This is a genomic window from Bordetella muralis (assembly GCF_965139205.1).
Lineage (GTDB): Bacteria > Pseudomonadota > Gammaproteobacteria > Burkholderiales > Burkholderiaceae_B > Bordetella_A > Bordetella_A muralis.
In genome coordinates this window covers 50,211-70,074 of sequence record NZ_CBCSIU010000018.1, presented here as the reverse complement: position 1 = coordinate 70,074, position 19,864 = coordinate 50,211, and the positions used below count along the sequence as shown (strand labels likewise).

The following is a 19,864-nucleotide window of genomic DNA, read 5'->3' as shown; positions in this document are numbered from 1 at the left end:
CTTTCAGCAAGCCGAAGGCGCGGCGTGGGGGCACTTTTCGGGGGTTTTGCGTCGCGGGATACCGGCCGGTAACAGCAGCGATACATTGGTAATAGTAAGTCGGACTTGTCTGATCCGTAGCACCGTAGATCAGTTAGACTAAGCGCCACAGGAAATTACAGATGCCACGCCCCATACACGCCGCCGTTTCCGTCTCCGCGCTCAGCCATAACCTGGATGTCGTGCGCCGTCGTCTTGACCATGCCGCGCAGGCTGCGGCGGGCCGAGCGCCCTCGATCTGGGCGGTGATCAAGGCCAACGCCTATGGCCACGGCATAGACGCGGCGTTGGCCGGGTTCTCTGCCGCGCAAGGCCTGGCCATGCTGGATCTGGCCGAGGCGGTGCGCTGCCGCGAGGCCGGATGGGGTGGCCCGATTTTGCTGCTTGAGGGTTTTTTTCAACCCGCCGATCTCGAACTGGTCGATCGTTATCACCTGACCACGACCGTGCACACGCGCGAGCAGCTCGACATGGTGGCGCAGGCCCGGCTGTCGCGGCGAGTCGATATCATGCTCAAGCTCAACAGCGGGATGAACCGCCTGGGCTTTGCGCCCGATGCATACAGCAGCGCTTATACGCGAGCGAAGCAGCTACGCGAGCAAGGCGTGCTGGGCAGCATCGGCAAAATGATGCATTTCGCGTGCGCGGATGGCCCGCAGGGCGTTGCGGGTCCGTTGCAGGTTTTCGAGTCCGTCACGCAGGGATTAGGCAATGGCCCGATCAGCGTGTGCAATTCAGCTGCGACACTGCGCTATCCCGAGATTGCGGTGACGCGCGGAGACGAAGCCCATTGGGTCCGCCCCGGTATTTGCCTGTACGGCGCGTCTCCATTTGAGGATCAGAGCGCAGAGGCACTAGGCCTGCTGCCTGCGATGTCGCTGCGGTCTGAGATCATCGGGATACAGGATTTATCTGTAGGCGACGAGATCGGATACGGTGCGACCTTTCGCGCCGATCGGCCCATGCGTATCGGCGTCGTCGCGTGTGGTTATGCCGATGGCTATCCCCGGCATGCCGGTACGGGTACCCCTATCGTTGTCGGCGGGGCGCGCACGCGTCTCGTCGGCCGCGTATCGATGGATATGCTGGCGGTCGATCTGACCAGCGTCCCGGCTGTCGGTGTCGGTACACCTGTGTCGCTGTGGGGCCAGGATGGCCCCTCGGTCGATGAGGTGGCCCAGGCGGCTGGCACCATCGGGTACGAGTTATTGTGTGCGTTGGCGCCGCGCGTGCCGGTCAAACGCACTCCTTGATCATTGTTTAGCGAGGCTTCCCATGAAAGATAAATGCGTGCTGGTGACCGGCGCCACGAAAGGTATTGGCTGGGCATTGACCCAACGGCTGGCTGATCAGGGATGTCATGTCGTGGGAATCGCGCGTAACACGGATCACATTGATTTTCCGGGCTATCTCTACGCCTGTGATCTGGCGGACGCCGGTCGTACCGAGGAAGTCTTGCGCGAAATCCGCGAGAAATTTCCCGTCGATGCGATCGTCAACAACGTCGGCGTCGTGCGGCCCCAGCCTTTAGGCGAGATCGATCTGGCGTCGCTGTACAGCGTGATGGATTTGAACGTGCGTGTGGCCGTGCAGGTCACGCAGACTTTTGTCGAGTCGATGAAGGTGCGCCGCACGGGGCGTATCGTCAATGTGACGAGCCGGGCCATTCATGGCTCGTTGGATCGCACCAGCTATTCAGCCGCCAAGAGCGCGTTGATCGGCTGCACCCGTACCTGGGCGCTGGAGTTGGCCGAGTACGGCGTAACGGTCAACGCCGTGGCCCCGGGGCCGGTCGAGACGGAACTGTTCCGTCTGGCTCAACCCGCGGGCAGCGAAGGCGAGCGGCGCGCGCTGGCATCCATTCCGATGAAGCGGTTGGGCACGCCTACCGAGGTGGCCGCGGCGATCGCATTCCTGTTGTCGGATGACGCGGGATTCATCACTGGTCAGGTCCTGGGTGTGGACGGCGGCGGCAGTCTGGCAGGGCGTTGACGCGGCTACGGCTGTTTAGGCAACAGCCGCTGCAAATCGGTCGGTAACGTCACATCAGGGAGATCGCGCTGCAGGTCTTGCAAGGCGTGCAGCGCTTTTTCACGTTGTCCTTGTTGCAGCAGCGCTCTGATATGCGCGATGCGTGGCGCGGCGTCGTCCGGCGCTGTAGCGGCCTCGGTCGCTGCGGATTGATCGGCTGAGGGCGCAGGAGCAGGCGCCACGGCCATCGGTGCCGATCTCTGTTTCAATGTTGCCGTCTCCGGGTTGGCCGGTGTCCGACGGTCTATTTGATTTGTGAACGCTGCGGATTCGTGAGGGCGTGATGGGGCTCGCGGGGCGGATGCCGGCGCGTTGCGTTGCAGGGTTTCCGGCGGGGTGGCCAACTGCTTATCGACCGGCGGCACCTCGGATAGACGGGCCCTATCCGGATGATTCAAGTCCGTCAGGAAAAACAGGCCCGTGGCCAGCACTACTGTCGCGGCGACGCCCCAGCCTGGATGCCAACGGCGGCGCGGTTGTTGCACGTTGCGGTCGGCCGCAGCGGCGCGGGCTGCCGCCTGCCGCACGGCTGCATCCAGCTTTTCGCCGGGCTCCGTGCGTGGCAGCGAGCGGTAGAGTGCGCGCAGATCCTGGTCGTCGTCTTCGTCGTGTGGGGGCAGGGGATGTGACGTCATGCGTCTAACTCCTCGCGAATACGCTGCGTGGCGTAACGTAAACGCGATTTCACCGTCTCGCGTGGTGCGCCGGTCACGTCGGCAATTTCATCCAGGCTGAGATCATGTTCCAGTCGCAGCAGTATGGCATGTCGCTGGTCGTCGGGCAGGCGCTCGATTGCCAATTGCAGTCGCCGTCGCATCTGAAAGTCAGACAATTGATGCTCCGGTTGTTCGTGCTCGTTGGCGGCCAGTGTCGCCAGCGCGGTCTCGGTTTCCTCCGGGCTGGCATGCACGGGCTGGCGGCGATGCGTATCGACGGCCAGATTGTGTGCGATCTGCAGCAGCCACGTCGTGAATTTGGCCCGGGGTTGCCAGCGTGCCCGTGCATCTACCACGCGGCTCCAGGTTTCCTGAAACAGATCATCGGCCGTGTGCGGATTGCGGGTGCTGCGCAGCAAATAACGATACAGGCCCGCGCGATGGCGGGCATACAAGGCCTCGAACGCCGACAAGTCGCCGGCGCCGTAGGCCTGCATCAAGGTTTCGTCATCGGCGCCCGAGGTGTCCATGGCGGCCGAGTGTATCCGTTTGGCGGCTCGCGGCCAACTTGGGGAGCGAGGCAGGTCCGGTCGCAGGCAACATGCAGGATTTATCGGCATGGTCCATGCTCCGGTTTGGCGGCAGGCCCGAATGCCGTTGCGACGGCAGCTCCGAATGCGGGCAGCCATCCGCCACGCAGGCTGACGGATGGCGAGGCCATCGTGTTCCTCATTGCGCCGCCGGTGTACCCAGGCCCGACGCCAACTCGACCAGCGCGGCCAATTCGGCATTCAGGCCGTACGGATCGTCGCCGCGTGCGCTGCGTGCGAGTGCGGCGATTTGCGTCGGCGTATAGCCGTCCAGATACTTGCTGCCTCGCAACCACTGGGCAAAGGCTGCCGCCGCCGCGGCTCTTCGCATGCCTTCCGAGCCGAAGGCATTCGCGCTGCTCGGTGATTCTGTGGAAGGCGCGCTGGCGACCTTGATGTCCTCACGTTTGACTGCCTGTTCGATCAACTTGCTGTCCGATGCGCCCGGCAGTTTGTAGCGCACGCGCACAAACGCCAACTCTTGACTCGAGCCGGACGGTGGTGTGGGCTTGCCGTAGCGCAAGGGGTCCAGCCTGGCCCCTGCTACGCCAACCGGGGTGATCTCGTATAGCGCCGTCACGTTCGCGCCTGCCCCGATGTCGCCAGCATCGACACGATCGTTATTGAAGTCCTCCCGCGCCAACGCGCGTTTCTCATAGCCGATCAGCCGGTATTCGGCCACCACGGCCGGGTTGAATTCCACCTGGATTTTGACGTCCTGGGCGATCGTCAGCAGCGTGGATGACAACTCCGTCGCCAGGACCTTGCGAGCCTCGCGCAGGCTATCCAGGTAGTGATAGCTGCCGTTGCCGGCGTCGGCCAGTTGCACGGCCAGCGCATCGTTGAAATTGCCGCCGCCTACGCCCAACGTCGTCAGGGCGATTCCGCTTTGACGCTGACGCGAAATCTTTTCTTTCAGCGTTTCCAGGTCGACCATGCCGACATTGAAATCCCCATCGCTGGCCAGCAGAATGCGATTGACACCGCCTTTGACAAAGCCCTTTGCCGCCTGGGCATAGGCGAGGTCCAGGCCCTCTGCGCCATTCGTCGAACCGGAGGCCTGCAGTCCGTCGATGGCTGCCCGTATACGCGCCTTTTGGTCGCCGGGCGTGGAGTCCAGTGTCATCGAGGCCTGACCGGCATAGGTGACAATCGCCACGCGATCCTGGGGCCGCAGTTCTGCCACGAGTTGCTTGAGCGCCCCTTTCAATAGCGGCAGTTTGTCGCGCGAACTCATCGAGCCAGACGTATCGATCAGGAACACCAGGTTGGACGCAGGGATGTCCGCTGGGGCGACTTGATAACCTTGAACACCGATTTTCAATAGCTGGCGCTTCGGGTTCCACGGTGCTCGGGCGACTTCGGTGGCAATGTTGAACGGCGTATCTTTGTTCTCAGGCGCGGCATACCCATAATCAAAATAATTGATGAATTCTTCCGCTCGTACTGCAGCGGCTGGGGGCAGTTGCCCGCCATTCAACAAGCGCCGGACATTCGTATAAGCCCCCGTATCAACATCCACGCCGAACGTGGAAACGGATTGTTCCTGCGCCGCGATGACAGGGTTGTCCTGGTAACGGGCATAGTTTTCACGGTCCTCGATCTGCTGAGGATAAGGTTCGTGCGCCGTGAGAAAAACCGGGTCGGCTGTGCGTGAATTCAAGTAGGCCGGCGAGGCCAATTCGCTTTGGGGCGCTGGAGCCGGAGCAGGGCGAGCCCGCCTTGTGTCCTCTGTATGGCGGGACAGCGTGGCGTCGCTCGCGGCATGCTGCGTCTTTGCCTGAGAGGTGGGCGAATTTGCGCTGGAGGAGGCCGGCTTGTTCATGGCAGACACGCTGCCTTCATTCGTCGTAGGCGAGCACGCAGCCAGCAATGCCGCCATCAGGGCCGTGCAGATAAAGCGCGTCGGTGTGTTATGCAGGGTCATGGTTTCGATCCTTGTGTTGTTTGATGAGCGCTCCCAGGGATGGGCTGTGTGCGGCCCGGCGTTTCCTTGGCGAGTACTACGGTTAAACGCACAAGCCATGAGAACGGGGTTAAAACGCCGCCGCGACTTTGCAAACAAACGTATCCGTGTCGAAATAGCGTCTCCTGCCTGCGAGACCTGTGCCGTTGCCGAGTAAACTTGCGCCATGGCCAAGTCTCGAACCGTATATGTCTGTGCCGAATGTGGCGGCACCAGTCCCAAGTGGCAGGGCAAATGCCCGCATTGCGCTGCCTGGAACACACTCGAAGAAACCATCGAGTCCTCTGGGCCCGCGGCGGCCGCACATCGCTATGCGCCGCTTGCTTCATCCAGCCCCGTACGCAGCCTGGCCGATATCGAGCCTCGCGAAACCCCGCGACAGCCTACCGGGCTGGACGAGTTCGATCGTGTCTTGGGCGGTGGCCTGGTTGCCGGCGCAGTCGTCTTGATCGGCGGCGATCCGGGCATTGGTAAATCGACCTTGCTGTTGCAGGCACTGGCCGCCATGTCGGCCAGCACGCGGGTGCTGTACGTCACAGGCGAAGAATCCGCGGAGCAAGTCGCATTGCGCGCGCGCCGCCTGGGGCTGCAAACCGGCAACGTCAGCCTGTTGGCGGAAATCCGTCTCGAGTCCATCCAGGCAGCGGTCTCTGAACAGCAGCCTACCGTGGCTGTCATCGATTCGATCCAGACCTTATACAGTGGTGAATTGACTGCCGCGCCGGGTTCGGTTTCCCAGGTCCGTGAATGCGCGGCCCAATTGACCCGCTTGGCCAAGCAGACTGGCATCGCTATCGTGATGATCGGCCACGTCACCAAAGACGGCGCCTTGGCCGGTCCTCGCGTGTTGGAACACATTGTTGACACCGTGCTGTACTTCGAGGGGGATACCCACTCGTCGTTCCGTTTGGTGCGGGCGTTCAAGAATCGTTTTGGTGCGGTCAACGAGCTGGGCGTGTTCGCCATGACCGATCGCGGCTTGCGAGGCGTGGCCAATCCGTCCGCGTTGTTCTTGTCTCAGCACGAACAACAGGTATCGGGCTCTTGCGTGATGGCGACTCAAGAGGGCACACGCCCTCTGCTAGTCGAGATCCAGGCGCTGGTCGACAGCTCGCACGCGCCCAATCCACGGCGTCTGACGGTTGGCCTGGAGGGCAATCGTCTGGCCATGTTGCTGGCGGTGCTTCACCGTCATGCGGGTGTGTCCACATTTGACCAGGATGTTTTTGTCAATGCCGTGGGCGGCGTGCGCATTACAGAGCCGGCGGCTGACTTGCCTGTATTGCTGGCCATCATGTCATCGCTGCGTGACCGGCCTTTGCCGCGTGGGCTGATCGCATTTGGCGAAGTCGGATTGGCAGGTGAAATCCGCCCGGCTCCCCGCGGACAAGAGCGCTTGCGCGAAGCGGCCAAGCTGGGGTTCAGCATCGCCCTCATCCCCAAAGCCAATGCGCCGAAGCAGCCTGTCGAGGGCCTGGAAATCTGGGCAGTCGATCGCCTCGATGCAGCGCTGGACAAGCTTCGTTAAGCCATGAGTCTCTGGGTGATAGGCGTTTGCCTGATATGCGGCGCGTTGATCGGGTTTCTGGGCGGTGTCTTGGGGATCGGTGGCGGCCTCATCGCTATCCCCGCGCTGGTCTTGCTGATGGATATGTCTCAGCAATTGGCTCAGGGGACGGCGTTGATCATGGTGCTGCCCACGATCGTCATGGCCGTGCGCAAATACAACCAGAAAGCGCGCATCGACCGGCGGGTCGCCGGAGCAGGGGCGTTAGGCGCGGTGCTGTTCACATGGGTGGGAGCACAACTGGCTTTGGGAATCTCGTCCAGCACGTTGCGGATCAGTTTCGCCGTCTTTTTGTTTTTTGTCGCCGCGTTCTACGTCTATCGAATCGTGAAACCGCCACGCATTGCCGTGGCGAAAAGCGAGGCAGCGAGCCGCTCCGTTGCGCAACTGACCCCGGGACGTTCCGCCGCTCTGGGTGTCGTGTGTGGCACCTTGGGGGGCTTTTTCGGAGTGGGAGGGGCGGTATTGGCTGTGCCGATCTTGACGGTCGTCTTTCGTTTGCCGCAGACCTCTGCGCAGGCTTTGGCGCTCACGATGATCATCCCCGGCTCTACGATTGCACTGATCACGTACAGTTGGGCTGGGCAGGCAAGCTGGTGGATCGGTCTGCCGTTGGCCGCTGGCAGTTTACTGTTCGTGCCTGTCGGCGTGCGCCTGGCTTACCGATTGCCCGAACGGAGATTGCGTGCATGCTTTGCCGCCATGCTGTTTGCAACGGTGGCGCTGTTGATTTTTGAGGCATGACGGCGTGTCACGTATTATTTCGGCAGTTATGACCATTCGTGAACGGGCGAAAAATTTGCGAAAGACGGCGAACTAATTTCGACGCGGGTTCCTCCAACGAATACGAGCTATTGGCTCGGTTTGCTTAGGAGTACCTTTATGACAACGCCTACTCGTATCGCCACTTTTCTGTTCCAGTCCGCACTGTGCCTAGGACTGGCCGCTGGCCCGGCTTTTGCCGGCCAGCACGATGTCAAAACACAGAGTGATGCTCGCACACTGACGCGAGACAGGGGGACTGCTGAACACGTTTCATCCATGCAGCCTGCAGCCAAATCGTCCGCGTCGCATTCGGCAAAACACAGTTCAAAGGCCGCTCACACCAAGGCATCCAAGCCCATGGCGTCCAAGGAAACGGCAGCCAAGGCTGTGGCCTCAAAGACTTCGACAAACGCACATGCGACCGCTCATAAAACCTCTGGCGCTGGCACGTCCACTCACGACACCACCATGTAGAGAATGATTCTCCGGCCGGCCCAGGCCTGGTTCTCTGGCGAATCAGGCTGTGCCCGGCTCTGGAGTCTCACGGTAACTACGCACGACTTTCCAATACCAGGCGTGCAACAAAACCGCCGATAACGCCAAGCCCATCATGGCCATCAGCCACATGGTACCGGCGCCCGTCGGCGAGCCGGGCAGCAGCAATGTGCGCAACCAGTCCAGGCCACCGCGTCCTGGTCCGAAGCCCAGCCACCATCCTCCCAACAGGCCTACGCCCGCCAGCGCGACGACCTGCAACAAGAGCGGCACGACCGCAACCTTGTAGGCACGCAGCACATACGAGTTGATGCATTGCATCGAGTCGCATAGATGAAAGAGCGGGATGATCGTCAATAGCGTGCTGGCGACAGCAGCCACCTGTGGGTCATCCGTGTACGCCGCCAAAATCAATGGCCGTCCCACCAACAGCACCGTGGCGGTCAGCAGCGCACCCAGCAGTCCCAGCGCCATGCCGGCGAGACTGTTGCGCTGCGCCTGACTCAGGTCCCCAGCCCCGATGGATTGCGCGGTCAGCGCAGCGGTCGCAACCCCCAGCGCCATGGGCATCATGTAGCAGAGAGCCGCCAGGTTTGACATGATCTGGTGGCCGCCGCTGACGTACGTCCCTTCGCGCGCAACAAGCAGCGCCATGAACGTAAAGGCCGACACCTCGACCAGATATGACCCGCCCATCGGCAGTCCCAGGCGCAGCAGTTCTTTCTGTGCGGACCAGGCAGGGCGTCCCAATGTCAGCGCAAAGCGGCCAAAGTAGCGGTCGTGGGTGATTACCCACAAGCCGACACCCAAGCTCAACCAGGAGGTGAGCGCGGTCGCCATGCCGGCACCTGTCGCGCCCATCGCGGGCAGTCCCAGGTTGCCGTAGATCAGGACCCAGTTCAGCAACGCCTTGACCCCAACGGCGGACAGGTTGATCACCATGACGATCTTGGGGCGCGAGACCGCTGTTCCCAAGGCATAAATCGTACGAAACACCAGTGCGGCGGGCAGCGCAAGCGCCAAGGCGCGTAAGTACCCGGTCACGCGTTCGCGTACCTCGGGCGCAACGTCCCCCGACAGGGAAAGCCAGACATCCGGAAACATCATCAACACGGCGCCGACAAAGGCCAGCCCCAATGCCAGCCAGACGCCTTGGCCCCAACTGCGCCCGACCTCGTGATAGCGTCCCGCTCCAAAGTGCTGGGCCTGGATCGGAATCAGTGCATGCACCACGCCCATCAAGCCCACGAAAACCGTGATGTAGACCGAGATCGACAGCGACATCGCTGCCAGGTCTGCCGCGCTGGCGTGTCCCGTCATGGCCGTGTCCAGCACGCCAAACGCAATTCCCGCCCATTGGCTGATCAGGACTGGCCAGGCCTGTCGGACGATACGCAGCATGGAGGCGCCAAACCCTCCGGTGATCGGGACAGCGGCAGTCATCGCGAATGATTCACGCGCAGCAGGCGGAAAGTCTCGTGGCGATCTGCGCGGCGGCCNCCGCGCCAGAGTTCCGTCGCGCCGTCGCTATAGGCGGCATTGCCGTCACGCAGGCGTTCACGCGTCGTTTGTTGCAGAACCAACGGACATTTCGAGTCGTAGCTCAGCGTCAGATTGTCAAAAATCAACAGGGACGCTCGCTGGCCGCTACCCACGCTGAGTCCGCGCACGCATTCACCTGGTTTGCGATGTTGCGCCAAGGCGGCATTCAATTCAGCCGACATGTCGCGGTAGCTGCGCGCATAGTCCACCGCCGGTTGCCACAACAGCACCAGCAGGATCCACGTCGCCGTCAGCCCGCTGGCCGACAGGACGGTGCCGCGCCACAGGGCCGACGGATGCGACCGCAGGCGCCATACGACCAAGGCGGCCCAGGCCAGCGTGATCACCAAAGCGATGGCGAACGCCACCCATGAAATCGACGGTTCGTACCCGGTGGTTTGCCGCGCGATATTGCGGGAAATCTGGGCGGGCCAACCGAAATGCAATGCCACCCATCCCAGCCAGGCCGTTGCGAGGGTGAGCGAAAAACACATCACCGCAAACCAGTCCAGGGTATTGACCACACCGCGGCGCAAGGTGGGCAGCGAGAACGCGCCCAGCACCGCGCAGGGCACGGCCAGCATGATGAATTCGGCGTCAGTGGGTTCTTCGAGGAATACCAGTTCCAGCGCAGCAAACGCCGCGAGTCCCAGTGCGAACCAGATGTGTGGCGCATAAAGCCATTCGCGCCAGCGCCATACCGCCAGCAGGGCCAGCGGCCAGGTCGGCCATAGATACCAAGGCAGATCCCGCACGGTCCGGCCGAAATCCGACAGACTGGGCCAGCTAAAGGAAGACAGATTCCAGGTTTTCCAGTTGCTGATCCAGTATTCGCTGCCCTGCGATGCAGGGATCCACCAGGCCAGTATCAGGACTGCGGTGACGCCTACGGTCAACGGCAGCCATTGGCGTCGTGCCCAGAGAGCGCCGCGAGGATGAAAGGCCACCAGCGCGGCCAACATGATGGGCAGGGCTCCTACCCAGCCACGCGTCAGAAACGCCGCCGCCAAGGCCACCCCCAGGGTGATCGCACCCGAAGTGGGCCGATCCAGCATCCTGGCCAAACCGTAAAAGGCCAGCGCCTGCCATGCCATGATCGCAGGGACTACCGAGGTCTCATGCGTGCGTTGCAGAATCCCGACGGTTGCCAGCAACAGCAGTAGCGCTGCGTCGGCGAGCATGCGGCCATAGTCGCGTGACGAAGGCTCACCGCCAAAAGGCAGTGCCAACGGCTGCGCCTCTGCGCGGCGTCCAACCAGATAGGTCCCATACCAGACGCTGCCTGTGGTGATCGCAAACCATAGCAAATTGGGCAGCCTGCCGGCGGTGATGTCGCCCAGCCAGGGGCCGAACAACTGCATGCATATTGCGCCGGCCCAAGTGATGAGCGGGCCTTCTTCTGCGTAAGCCAGCTGGCCGACTTGTGGCCATAGCCAGGTCGTGCCGCCCTCGCGCAGGGCCGTGATCATGGTGGCCAACCCGACCGCATCGTCCGTTTTCCAGGGGTCGCGCATGAACAAGCCGGCCAGAATATAGGCCAGCGAGAGTCCCAACAGCACTAGCCGAGGTAATTTGGCGGTGGCCGAGGCAGTGAGCCGGGCAGGAGTCGAACGCGTTATCGGAGACACGGAGCTAATGTAACTGAGCAGTCCGGGCCTGTGGCCCTGAAACGGGGATGGATCGGATCAATATGGAAAAAAAAGCAGCCCGCAGGCTGCTTTTTTGAGCATCTTGGGAGACGCCAGTTTACGACGCGGATTTGACCGTGCCAGCCGTACGAGCGAAACGGGCGCGGAATTTTTCGACGCGGCCGGTTTCGACGATACGGGTTTGCGCACCCGTGTAGAAGGGGTGGGACTCAGACGTCACGTCGCACTTGAAGAGCGGGTACGTCTTGCCGTCGAGTTCGATGGTTTCGCGGCTGTTGAGCGTCGAGCGCGTGATGAATTTGTTGCCCGTTTGCAGGTCAACGAACACCACGTCACGGTATTCGGGGTGAATGCCTTCTTTCATGATTGATTCCGGTTCTTCCGGTCTTGCCGGGGGGTTAGCGGGTCGCCAGCCTCGCGGGGGTATGAGCACTCAGGGCGGTAAATCCCCGGCGCAGCCAACCCATTCGCAGGCCACGTATCCAAAAAGCAACTTCATATTCTAGCATGCCCTAGAGGTTCGTGCGCAATGTCCAGATTTCAGGAAAGAGCACGACGTCCAGCATTTTGCGCAAATAGCCTACGCCCGAGGTGCCGCCAGTCCCCCGTTTGAACCCGATAACCCGTTCAACCGTGGTCACGTGTCGAAAACGCCACAAACGAAAGGCATCCTCCAGATCGGTCAGCTTTTCCCCTAATTGATACAGATCCCAGTACTGGTCGGGGTGGCGATACACCGTCAGCCAGGCCGCTTCAACGCTTGGGTCCGCCTGATAGGGCTGCGTCCAGTCGCGCTCCAGGTGGCTTGGCGCGATGGCCAGCCCATTGCGGGCCAGCAGCCGCAGCGACTCGTCATAGAGCGACGGGGCTTGATAGGCCGCTTGGACCTGCGCAAGCAGATCCGTGCGGTGGGCATGCGGTTTGAGCATGGCGCCGTTCTTGTTGCCGAGCAGAAACTCGATTTGCCTATATTGATAGCTCTGAAAACCGCTGGAGCGGGCCAGATAGGGGCGCAGCGCGGAGTATTCCGGCGGCGTCATCGTCGCCAGCACGTCCCACGCATGTACCAGTTGCTCCATGATTTTGCTGACGCGGGCCAGCATCTTGAAGGCCGGGGGCAGATGATCCTGGGCCACATGGGTGATGGCGCCTCGCAGTTCGTGCAGCATCAGCTTCATCCAGAGCTCGCTGGTCTGGTGTTGCACGATGAACAGCATTTCATTGTGTTCGGGCGATAGGGGATGCTGAGCGCCCAGCAGTTCGTCTAAATGGAGATACTCGCCATAGGTCATGTCCTTGGCGAAATCGAGCTGCGCGTGTTCGTCGCGAACAATGTTCTCGGGGGTTTCAGACGGGTTCATGTGCCTGACCTGAAAGGAAGCCGTTGCCGAATAGGGCACCGGCTGGAACGGGAAATCAGTCCAGTTCGCGCAGCACTGCACGCACCGGGCTGGCATCGGCCTGGATCAAGGCCAACGGCAGGGCGATCAATTCATAATCGCCGGGCTCCACTTCATCGAGCAGCAGGTTTTCCAGGACGCGGAGGTCGCGCCGCAGGATGACGTGGTGGCTATCCAGGGTCTTGCTGGAGGCGGGGTCTATGCTGGGCGTGTCCAGTCCGATCAGCATGACACCGCGTTCGGCCAGCCATTCAATCGTATGCGGCGCATAGGCCGTGAAATCGTCCGTCCACCATTCGAGCGAAGCATGACGCGCCGTGCGTACCAGTACCCGTGGCGGCAGATCGTCGATGGCGTGCATCAGGTGCTCGGGCAGGATGAGCGGCCCGCAATCAAACGCGTGGATCACGCGACAGGGGCCCAAAAAAGGCTCGAGAGGCACCCTGCCGATGGCAGGCGCATCATTGTCATAATGCAGCGGCGCGTCGGCATGGGCGCCTATATGCGGCGACAAGGTGATTTCGCTGACATTGACCGGACAATCGGGCGTCAGCGTCCATTTCCATTGCTGGCGATACGGCGTATCACCGGGGAAAACCGGCGAACTGGCCGAGACCGGCGGCGAAATATCCCAAAGGCGCTTCATGAGGGCGGTGGATATGGAAAGGGTGTCAAATAATAGGAGAGAGCATACCGCAACCGTGCCCACTATTTGTCTGCATGATCATTACAACAGGCCCAGCTCCGCCATGGAAACGACGCTGTTGCCGGCGACGATCAGGTGATCGATCAGCCGGATATCGACCAGGGCGAGCGCCTGCTTCAGCCGCTGGTTGAATGCACGATCGGCCTCGCTGGGTTGGGAAGAGCCCGAAGGGTGGTTATGGGCCAGGATCAGCGCGGCGGCGTGATGGCGCAGCGCCTCGCGCACGACCTCGCGGGGGTAGACCGAGGCCTGGTTGAGTGTGCCGCGCGCCAATTCTCCGGTAGCGATGAGGTTGAGCTGATTATCCAGGTAGAGAGCCAGGCAGTGTTCTACGGTGCGATGTGTCAGTGCCATCTGGAAATATTGTTTGACGTTTGACGGCCGAGACAGTGCGTGTTTGCGGGTCAGTTGCTCGCCCGCAACTCGCTGCGCCAGTTCCAGCACCGCGGCCAGCGCGCCCGCCTTGGCCGAGCCGAGTCCGGGCAGGGACATCAATTCCTGCGGCGAGGCGGCAAACAGGCCCCGCAGTCCGCCAAAGTGGCGTATCAATCGATTTCCCATTTCGATGGCTGTGTTTCCTCGGGTTCCGGTGCGCAGCGCGAGCGCGAGCAGTTCCGCGTCACGCAATGCGCCGGCGCCATGGCGCAACAAGCGTTCGCGAGGGCGTTCGTGTTCAGGCAGATCGTGAGGCAGGCTCATGGCGGGGCGGGCAAGAATGTCGATCCCTCAGCATGCCAGGCAAGCCTCCGCCCGGGGGCGCGAGTGAACGTTTTTGCCCACTCGTATAAGTACGCCCAGGCCGTGTGGGGGACAGTGCCAGCCCGATCAGGCCAAGTCGTTCTAAAATCGGGGCTTACCGTTACTATTTTTGGTGATCCATTTTGACCGCCACGACTGCCGACCAGATGACCCCCGTCGTCCGCCCTGATTCGTACTTGACGCTGCACTATCGCATTGTGTTGGCATCCGGCCCCGCAGAGGGCTCCATATTTGCCGATACCTTCGACGGGCGTCCGGCCACGTTGCAGATGGGCAGCGGCCAATGGGCGCCGGGTCTCGAGACGGCCTTGCTGGGCCATGCCGAAGGCGAACAATTCAGCATCACGCTGACGCCCGCCGAGGCCTACGGTGATCGCAATCCTGATTTGATCCAAAAGGTCACGCGCACCATGCTGGCCGAGCACGCGGGCGCCGACGCCACCTTCGAGCCGGGCGACCTGGTCGAATTCACCGCCCCCAATGGCGGGCGTTACTCTGGCGTGCTAAAGCAGCTGGAACCCGACTACGCGCTGTTCGACTTCAATCACCCCCTGGCGGGGACATCGCTGCGTGTCGATGTCGATATTTTAGGAGTGCTGTAATGACTCATCCGGTCACTGACGCCAACGCCGAGGTTGTGCTGGCTCAGCCGCGTGGCTTCTGTGCGGGGGTTGATCGGGCCATCGAGATCGTCGAACGCGCCATCGAATTGCACGGTGCGCCTATCTATGTGCGCCACGAAATCGTGCACAACCGCTACGTCGTCGAGGACTTGCGCAACAAGGGGGCGATCTTCATCGATGAGCTTGATGAGGCGCCCGCAGGCTCGATTGTGGTGTTTTCCGCGCATGGCGTGTCCCAGGCGGTGCGCCGAGAGGCCGAAGCACGGGGTTTGCAGGTGTTCGATGCAACCTGCCCCCTGGTGACCAAGGTGCATATCGAAGTCTCGCGCATGCGCGCCGCCGGCCGGGAAATCATCATGATCGGCCACAAGGGCCATCCCGAGGTCGAAGGCACCCTGGGCCAGGCTCAGGGTGGCATGTATCTGGTAGAGACCGCCGAAGACGTGGCAAACCTGCAAGTCACCGATCCGTCCAATCTGGCGTTCGTGACGCAGACCACCTTGTCGGTGGACGATGCCGCGACGGTATCGGCTGCCTTGCGCGCCCGCTTTCCGGATATCGTCGAGCCCAAGAAAAGCGACATTTGCTACGCCACGCAAAATCGCCAGGACGCTATCAAGCTCCTGGCGCCCGAATGCGACTTGATGCTGGTGGTGGGCAGCCCCAATAGTTCCAACTCCAATCGCTTGCGCGAGGTGGCCGAGCGTATTGGCATCGACGCGTATCTCGTCGATGGCGCCGACGCTATCGATCCTGCGTGGTTGGCGGGGCGCCGGCGTATCGGTATCTCGGCGGGAGCATCCGCGCCCGAAATCCTGGTGCAGCAAGTCGTGCAACGCTTGAAAGAGCTGGGTGCATTGTCGGTTCGCACCATGTCCGGCCTGGAAGAAAACATTGCGTTCCCGTTGCCCAAAGGCTTGTCGCGCAAGGTCGCGCCTGCGGCGGACGCGTCATCGGCCACCTGAGTTCGCGTGTACGAGGAGACAACATGCAGTTGTATAGCTATTTTCGCAGTTCGGCGGCGTACCGTGTGCGGATCGCACTGAATCTAAAAGGCCTGTCTTACGAATATCTCGGTGTGCATTTGTTGAAAAACGGCGGAGAGCAGCTTTCCGATTCATATCGCCAACTGAACCCGGCCGCCTTGGTGCCTACGCTGATCGATGGGGATGTGGCATTGGGCCAGTCGATGGCCATCATCGAATACCTGGACGAGACTCATCCGGCCCCCGCGCTCTTGCCCGCCGATCCCGTGGGCCGTGCCCGTGTACGCGCCATTGCCCAGACCATCGCATGCGACACGCATCCGTTGAACAATCTGCGAGTGCTCAAATACCTGAAGCGCGAATTGAAAGTCGACGACGCGGCAAAGGACGCCTGGTATCGGCACTGGGTCGACCTGGGCTTGGGCGCAGTGGAATCCTTGTTGGCCAACTCGCCTGCGACAGGCAAGTTCTGCCATGGCGATACCCCGGGCTTGGCCGATTTGTGCCTGGTGCCTCAGGTTTACAACGCGCGCCGATTGGAATGTGATCTTTCTGCGATGCCGAACGTGGTGCGCATCGATGCCGCTTGCCGCGAATTGCAGGCCTTCGATCTGGCTGCGCCGGACAAACAGCCAGATTCCGAATAGCCCGCCGTATCGTCAGGATTTGCCCGCCTACTGCAGGCGGGCAAAGATCCGCACAGTTTTAGACACAATGTCCGGCGCTGTCTGACGGTCGAATTTGAGAAAGTGCTCGGTCTTCAGATGATGCTGAAACGCTGCCTCATCTTGGTAGACCTCATACAGGAAAATTTGCGCTTTATCATCGCCTGCCTGGCATACATCGAATACCAGGCAACCGGATTCGTGCTTCAGCGATGCAGCGGCATTTTCCAGTATGAGAGGCAAAAATTGCGCCACCCTCTCAGGGTTGACCACGAGCTCGACCGAGACGACGTAGGGTGCGTTTGGCATAGTGGTTGGCTTCAATCCAGTTCCAGGTTGATTTTCTTGGCGAGAGCGGAAAAGCGCTGGATTTCCGCGTCAATTTGACGGCCCATCTGTTCGGATGTGTTGCCCACGGGTTCCGCTCCAGCGTTGCTGAGTTGCTGCCGTATTTCCGGCACGGCCAGTATGCGGGCAATCTCAGTCTGCAATTGTGCAATGATTTCTTTAGGGGTGCCTGCCGGCGCCATGAGGCCGAACCAGGTGGCGATGTCAAATCCGGTCAGACCCGACTCGGACAGCGTAGGCACATCTGGCAACGCCATCGAGCGCTTTCCCGAAGTGACTGCCAGCGCGCGGACTTTTCCTGACGTGATGTAGGGCAAGCACGATGACGCCGTGTCAAACATGGCATGAATTTGCCCGCCCATCAAGTCCGTGATTGCCGGCGCGCTGCCCTTATATGGAACATGCAGCAATTGCGTGCCAGCCATGTCATTGAATTGTTCGCCGATCAGATGGTGCGCGGTGCCGTAGCCGGTGCTGCCGTACGAGATTTTGCCTGGCTGGGATTTGGCCAGCGCAATAAACTCCTGCACATTCTTGACAGGCAGCGAGGCGGATACGATCAGCACATTCGGGACGTTGGCGATGATGCTGATGGGGACGAGATCTTTTTGCAGATCGTAGCTGTTCTTTTTATATACCGCCTGGGCGATTGAGTGATGCACCGCCGCCATCAGCAGCGTATAACCATCCGGGGCGGACTTGGCTACATAGTCGGCGCCCAGGCGCAAGCCCGCTCCGGGTTTGTTCTCTACCAGGACCGGCTGCGTCCACGCGGCTTGTAGCTGGTTGGCGATGAGGCGCCCAATCAAATCCGTGGTGCCGCCAGGCGGCGAGGGGACAACGATTTTGATCGGACGCGATGGGTAGCTCTGCGCAAAAGCACTTACAGAAGGCAGCATCAGGCACGCAGCGGCAGCCGGCAGCGCCACAAACTGTCGGCGCGACATGCGAGGGTCGGTCATGGGTGTTCCTCCTTGAGGCACCTCGAGGGTGCGTTGTCTCCGGAATGGGAGTGGCCTCCCATTTATTCTTTGAATAAACTGCCGCGTGGTAACGCGGCCTTATAGATGGCGCAACACGGCATTGGCGATATCCGCCGTCGTGCTTTTGCCGCCAAAATCAAATGGCAGGACTTCTTTATTGGCGAACGATGTCCGCAGGGCTTTTTCTATGGCGTGTGCCCCCTCGGCCAGGGCGGCATCCGCGTGGCGGTCTGCCAGCCATTCCAGCATCATGGCTGCCGAGAGCAGCATGGCGCTTGGGTTGGCAATGCCTTGGCCCGCAATATCCGGCGCCGTGCCATGGGCAGGTTGAAAGACGGCGTGGTGATCGCCGATATCCGCCGAGGGCGCCATGCCCATGCCGCCGACCAGCGCTGCGATCAGATCGGACAGAATGTCGCCGAACATGTTTTCGGTCACCAGCACGTCGTACTGCCAGGGCTTCATGATCAAGTTCAGCGCCATCGCATCGACATAGGCATTCTCTGTCGTGATGCCTGGGAAGGCCTGGGCGCGCTGTTCGAAAATCTGCCGCCAGTACGCCATGGAGGTAAAGACATTTGCCTTATCCACATTGGTGACGTGACCCCGTTTCCCTGCCGCTTTTCTTTGCTCGGCCAGCCGCAGCGAAAAATCGCACACTCGCGCCGTGCCCTGATGTGTGATTTTCATCGTATCCAGGGCGTGGGCTTGCTCGCCAGTGCCTTCGATCGTTCCACGGCCACGCGCATAAAACAAGCCTTCCGTGCTTTCGCGCACCAACACCAGGTCGATTTGCGCGGCACGCGGATCGCGCAGCGGCACGGGCAGGCCGGGCCAGGTCTTGATGGGACGCACGCCCGCATACAGATCCAGCGCAAAGCGCAGATCGAGTTGCGGAATGACTTCCGTGCCGTCCTTTGCACGCACATGGGGCAAGCCCATCGCGCCAAACAGAATGGCATGTGCATCACGGCATGCCTTCAGCGTGGAATCCGGCAGGGCATTGCCCGTGTCGGCATACAACTGTGCGCCGGCTGGATGTACGGTCAGGGTGAATTGGCGGCCGATGCGCGGCTCGAGCGCTCGCAGGATCTCCAGCGCGGCGTTCATGACTTCCACGCCAATTCCATCACCCGGCAATACTGCAATATCGTAACTGGTCACTTGTGCCTCACATCTGTGCGAGTTTGAATTGATCGAAAATGGCTAACAGCTCACGGCTGGCGCGTTCGCGATGCGCGCGGTTTTCGCGGGAGGCGCCTTCGGCGTCGCCCTCGCGCAAGCGGGCTACCAGTGCGCGATGCTCGCGCGTCGAATTGACGGGCTTGGGACGCAAGCGCAAAGAGAACATGCGCGCGCGATGGGCGCGATCCCAATGTTTCATGACGCCATCAGCCAACAACTGATTGCCGGCCAACTCCACCAGCGCCATGTGAAAGGTTTCGTCCGCATGCGCCCATGCATCGAGATCATTGCGTTCCAGCGCGATCTCCATGTCATCGGTCGCCTTGCTCAACGGCGCGAGCATGTCGTCCGTCGGTTTTTTGCGTGCCAGCAATTCCGCCGCCATGCATTCCAGCGCGGTCAGCACCTCATAAATTTCGCGCATGTCGTTCGGGGATACCGGCAACACCAGCATGCCGTGACGCGGCACCAGATCGATCAAGCGTTCTGCATGCAGGCGAACCAGCGCTTCATGCACAGGCGTGCGACTCATCCCGAGGGCGAGCGCGACCTCCTGTTCGAGCGCGCGATGTCCGGGCGGCCAGACGTTATCGAGAATGCGTTGGCGAATCTGTTCGTACGCGGCGTCGGCCAGCGAGGCAGTCGGCTGAGGTTTGGCGTTCATCGGGGATTAATTCAGTTTTGCGCATGCGTTAACTAATACGTTAATGTATACATTGTTTTGCGGACTAGTTGGGGAAAACCCTTTAATGAAGCAAATCATCGCGGCAATCACGCCGTCTTATCGGCCGCGTTTCGCGATGCGATATAGTCACCGCTCACTACCCAACCGGAGGCAGAGCATGGTGCAGCAGGGGTGGCAATGGTTGATGGCTTGCGCTATTGCGCTCGGGCTGGCCGCGCCGGGCG

Annotated in this window: 21 protein-coding genes; 8 read left to right on the top strand and 13 right to left on the bottom strand. The window is 61.1% G+C overall.

Annotated features, from left to right (window positions below):
• Window positions 1-161: 161 nt before the first annotated feature.
• The gene (gene alr / locus ACNA0I_RS21055; protein ID WP_415807981.1) at window positions 162-1,292 is read left to right on the top strand and encodes an alanine racemase; all 1,131 of its coding nucleotides are present in this window, start codon (window positions 162-164) and stop codon (window positions 1,290-1,292) included.
• A gap of 22 nt (window positions 1,293-1,314) precedes the next feature.
• Window positions 1,315-2,031 (top strand): SDR family oxidoreductase, encoded by a 717-nt coding sequence (locus ACNA0I_RS21050; RefSeq protein ID WP_415807980.1) that lies wholly within the window; start codon window positions 1,315-1,317, stop codon window positions 2,029-2,031.
• 5 nt (window positions 2,032-2,036) lie between these two features.
• Here ACNA0I_RS21050 and ACNA0I_RS21045 read toward each other — a convergent pair whose 3' ends face one another.
• From ACNA0I_RS21045 to ACNA0I_RS21035, 3 genes are all read right to left on the bottom strand, one after another.
• Window positions 2,037-2,705: a hypothetical protein gene (locus tag ACNA0I_RS21045; protein WP_415807979.1), complete on the bottom strand. Its 669-nt coding sequence runs from the start codon at window positions 2,703-2,705 to the stop codon at window positions 2,037-2,039.
• The gene (locus ACNA0I_RS21040; protein ID WP_415807978.1) at window positions 2,702-3,256 is read right to left on the bottom strand and encodes an RNA polymerase sigma factor; all 555 of its coding nucleotides are present in this window, start codon (window positions 3,254-3,256) and stop codon (window positions 2,702-2,704) included. Before ACNA0I_RS21040 ends, ACNA0I_RS21045 begins: the two co-directional genes overlap by 4 nt.
• 199 nt (window positions 3,257-3,455) lie before the next feature.
• Entirely contained in the window at window positions 3,456-5,243 is a 1,788-nt protein-coding gene (locus ACNA0I_RS21035; protein ID WP_415807977.1) for a vWA domain-containing protein, read from the bottom strand.
• A gap of 205 nt (window positions 5,244-5,448) precedes the next feature.
• On the opposite strand from ACNA0I_RS21035, the gene radA reads away from it, so the two are divergent.
• From radA to ACNA0I_RS21020, 3 genes are all read left to right on the top strand, one after another.
• Window positions 5,449-6,810, top strand: a complete 1,362-nt coding sequence (radA, locus tag ACNA0I_RS21030) for a DNA repair protein RadA (RefSeq protein WP_415807976.1) — start codon at window positions 5,449-5,451, stop codon at window positions 6,808-6,810.
• A 3-nt stretch (window positions 6,811-6,813) separates the two neighbouring features.
• Window positions 6,814-7,593, top strand: coding sequence for a sulfite exporter TauE/SafE family protein (locus ACNA0I_RS21025; RefSeq protein WP_415807975.1), 780 nt, complete (start codon window positions 6,814-6,816; stop codon window positions 7,591-7,593).
• A gap of 138 nt (window positions 7,594-7,731) precedes the next feature.
• Window positions 7,732-8,088, top strand: coding sequence for a hypothetical protein (locus ACNA0I_RS21020; protein WP_415807974.1), 357 nt, complete (start codon window positions 7,732-7,734; stop codon window positions 8,086-8,088).
• A gap of 42 nt (window positions 8,089-8,130) precedes the next feature.
• Here ACNA0I_RS21020 and ACNA0I_RS21015 read toward each other — a convergent pair whose 3' ends face one another.
• From ACNA0I_RS21015 to radC, 6 genes are all read right to left on the bottom strand, one after another.
• Window positions 8,131-9,552: an MATE family efflux transporter gene (locus tag ACNA0I_RS21015; protein ID WP_415808030.1), complete on the bottom strand. Its 1,422-nt coding sequence runs from the start codon at window positions 9,550-9,552 to the stop codon at window positions 8,131-8,133.
• Between the two features lie 57 nt (window positions 9,553-9,609).
• A partial coding sequence (locus tag ACNA0I_RS21010) for an ArnT family glycosyltransferase (RefSeq protein WP_415807973.1) occupies window positions 9,610-11,279 on the bottom strand: 1,670 nt, incomplete at its 3' end.
• 118 nt (window positions 11,280-11,397) lie between these two features.
• On the bottom strand, window positions 11,398-11,664 hold the full coding sequence (locus tag ACNA0I_RS21005; protein WP_094822190.1) for a type B 50S ribosomal protein L31: 267 nt from the start codon (window positions 11,662-11,664) through the stop codon (window positions 11,398-11,400).
• 148 nt (window positions 11,665-11,812) lie between these two features.
• Window positions 11,813-12,661, bottom strand: coding sequence for a tryptophan 2,3-dioxygenase (gene kynA / locus ACNA0I_RS21000; protein WP_415807972.1), 849 nt, complete (start codon window positions 12,659-12,661; stop codon window positions 11,813-11,815).
• A 55-nt stretch (window positions 12,662-12,716) separates the two neighbouring features.
• Complete coding sequence (gene kynB, locus ACNA0I_RS20995; RefSeq protein ID WP_415807971.1) at window positions 12,717-13,346, bottom strand: arylformamidase; 630 nt, start codon at window positions 13,344-13,346, stop codon at window positions 12,717-12,719.
• A gap of 81 nt (window positions 13,347-13,427) precedes the next feature.
• The gene (gene radC, locus ACNA0I_RS20990; protein ID WP_415807970.1) at window positions 13,428-14,105 is read right to left on the bottom strand and encodes a RadC family protein; all 678 of its coding nucleotides are present in this window, start codon (window positions 14,103-14,105) and stop codon (window positions 13,428-13,430) included.
• Between the two features lie 206 nt (window positions 14,106-14,311).
• Here radC and ACNA0I_RS20985 point away from each other — a divergent pair, with 206 nt between their 5' ends.
• Genes ACNA0I_RS20985 through maiA form a run of 3 tightly spaced genes read left to right on the top strand, consistent with a single transcriptional unit; the run spans window position 14,312 to window position 16,421 of the window.
• On the top strand, window positions 14,312-14,767 hold the full coding sequence (locus ACNA0I_RS20985) for an FKBP-type peptidyl-prolyl cis-trans isomerase (protein ID WP_415808029.1): 456 nt from the start codon (window positions 14,312-14,314) through the stop codon (window positions 14,765-14,767).
• Complete coding sequence (gene ispH, locus ACNA0I_RS20980) at window positions 14,767-15,753, top strand: 4-hydroxy-3-methylbut-2-enyl diphosphate reductase (protein ID WP_415807969.1); 987 nt, start codon at window positions 14,767-14,769, stop codon at window positions 15,751-15,753. Before ACNA0I_RS20985 ends, ispH begins: the two co-directional genes overlap by 1 nt.
• A 23-nt stretch (window positions 15,754-15,776) precedes the next feature.
• Window positions 15,777-16,421 carry a maleylacetoacetate isomerase gene (maiA, locus tag ACNA0I_RS20975; RefSeq protein ID WP_415807968.1) on the top strand — a complete coding sequence of 215 codons (645 nt, stop codon included), beginning with the start codon at window positions 15,777-15,779 and terminating at the stop codon, window positions 16,419-16,421.
• Window positions 16,422-16,448: 27 nt separating this feature from the next.
• Here the strand turns inward: maiA and ACNA0I_RS20970 are convergent, their stop codons facing one another.
• The 4 genes from ACNA0I_RS20970 to ACNA0I_RS20955 form a co-directional block, all read right to left on the bottom strand.
• Window positions 16,449-16,748, bottom strand: coding sequence for a putative quinol monooxygenase (locus tag ACNA0I_RS20970; RefSeq protein WP_415807967.1), 300 nt, complete (start codon window positions 16,746-16,748; stop codon window positions 16,449-16,451).
• Between the two features lie 11 nt (window positions 16,749-16,759).
• Window positions 16,760-17,749 carry a Bug family tripartite tricarboxylate transporter substrate binding protein gene (locus ACNA0I_RS20965; RefSeq protein ID WP_415807966.1) on the bottom strand — a complete coding sequence of 330 codons (990 nt, stop codon included), beginning with the start codon at window positions 17,747-17,749 and terminating at the stop codon, window positions 16,760-16,762.
• 99 nt (window positions 17,750-17,848) lie between these two features.
• A complete protein-coding gene (locus ACNA0I_RS20960; protein ID WP_415807965.1) occupies window positions 17,849-18,934 on the bottom strand; it encodes an isocitrate/isopropylmalate dehydrogenase family protein in 1,086 nt (361 codons plus the stop codon).
• A 7-nt stretch (window positions 18,935-18,941) separates the two neighbouring features.
• The gene (locus ACNA0I_RS20955) at window positions 18,942-19,619 is read right to left on the bottom strand and encodes a GntR family transcriptional regulator (protein ID WP_415807964.1); all 678 of its coding nucleotides are present in this window, start codon (window positions 19,617-19,619) and stop codon (window positions 18,942-18,944) included.
• Window positions 19,620-19,864: the final 245 nt, after the last annotated feature.

Bases quoted from the DNA above. Each gene is read 5' to 3' on its own strand.
- ACNA0I_RS20955 (WP_415807964.1), bottom strand. From the start codon at position 19,619: ATGAACGCCAAACCTCAGCCGACTGCCTCGCTGGCCGACGCCGCGTAC.
- ACNA0I_RS21005 (WP_094822190.1), bottom strand. From the start codon at position 11,664: ATGAAAGAAGGCATTCACCCCGAATACCGTGACGTGGTGTTCGTTGAC.
- ACNA0I_RS21020 (WP_415807974.1), top strand. From the start codon at position 7,732: ATGACAACGCCTACTCGTATCGCCACTTTTCTGTTCCAGTCCGCACTG.
- radA (WP_415807976.1), top strand. From the start codon at position 5,449: ATGGCCAAGTCTCGAACCGTATATGTCTGTGCCGAATGTGGCGGCACC.
- kynA (WP_415807972.1), bottom strand. From the start codon at position 12,661: ATGAACCCGTCTGAAACCCCCGAGAACATTGTTCGCGACGAACACGCG.
- ACNA0I_RS21040 (WP_415807978.1), bottom strand. From the start codon at position 3,256: ATGGACACCTCGGGCGCCGATGACGAAACCTTGATGCAGGCCTACGGC.
- ACNA0I_RS21025 (WP_415807975.1), top strand. From the start codon at position 6,814: ATGAGTCTCTGGGTGATAGGCGTTTGCCTGATATGCGGCGCGTTGATC.
- maiA (WP_415807968.1), top strand. From the start codon at position 15,777: ATGCAGTTGTATAGCTATTTTCGCAGTTCGGCGGCGTACCGTGTGCGG.
- ACNA0I_RS21045 (WP_415807979.1), bottom strand. From the start codon at position 2,705: ATGACGTCACATCCCCTGCCCCCACACGACGAAGACGACGACCAGGAT.
- ACNA0I_RS21015 (WP_415808030.1), bottom strand. From the start codon at position 9,552: ATGACTGCCGCTGTCCCGATCACCGGAGGGTTTGGCGCCTCCATGCTG.
- radC (WP_415807970.1), bottom strand. From the start codon at position 14,105: ATGAGCCTGCCTCACGATCTGCCTGAACACGAACGCCCTCGCGAACGC.
- ACNA0I_RS21050 (WP_415807980.1), top strand. From the start codon at position 1,315: ATGAAAGATAAATGCGTGCTGGTGACCGGCGCCACGAAAGGTATTGGC.
- ACNA0I_RS21035 (WP_415807977.1), bottom strand. From the start codon at position 5,243: ATGACCCTGCATAACACACCGACGCGCTTTATCTGCACGGCCCTGATG.
- ACNA0I_RS20970 (WP_415807967.1), bottom strand. From the start codon at position 16,748: ATGCCAAACGCACCCTACGTCGTCTCGGTCGAGCTCGTGGTCAACCCT.
- ispH (WP_415807969.1), top strand. From the start codon at position 14,767: ATGACTCATCCGGTCACTGACGCCAACGCCGAGGTTGTGCTGGCTCAG.
- ACNA0I_RS20985 (WP_415808029.1), top strand. From the start codon at position 14,312: ATGACCCCCGTCGTCCGCCCTGATTCGTACTTGACGCTGCACTATCGC.
- alr (WP_415807981.1), top strand. From the start codon at position 162: ATGCCACGCCCCATACACGCCGCCGTTTCCGTCTCCGCGCTCAGCCAT.
- kynB (WP_415807971.1), bottom strand. From the start codon at position 13,346: ATGAAGCGCCTTTGGGATATTTCGCCGCCGGTCTCGGCCAGTTCGCCG.
- ACNA0I_RS20965 (WP_415807966.1), bottom strand. From the start codon at position 17,749: ATGACCGACCCTCGCATGTCGCGCCGACAGTTTGTGGCGCTGCCGGCT.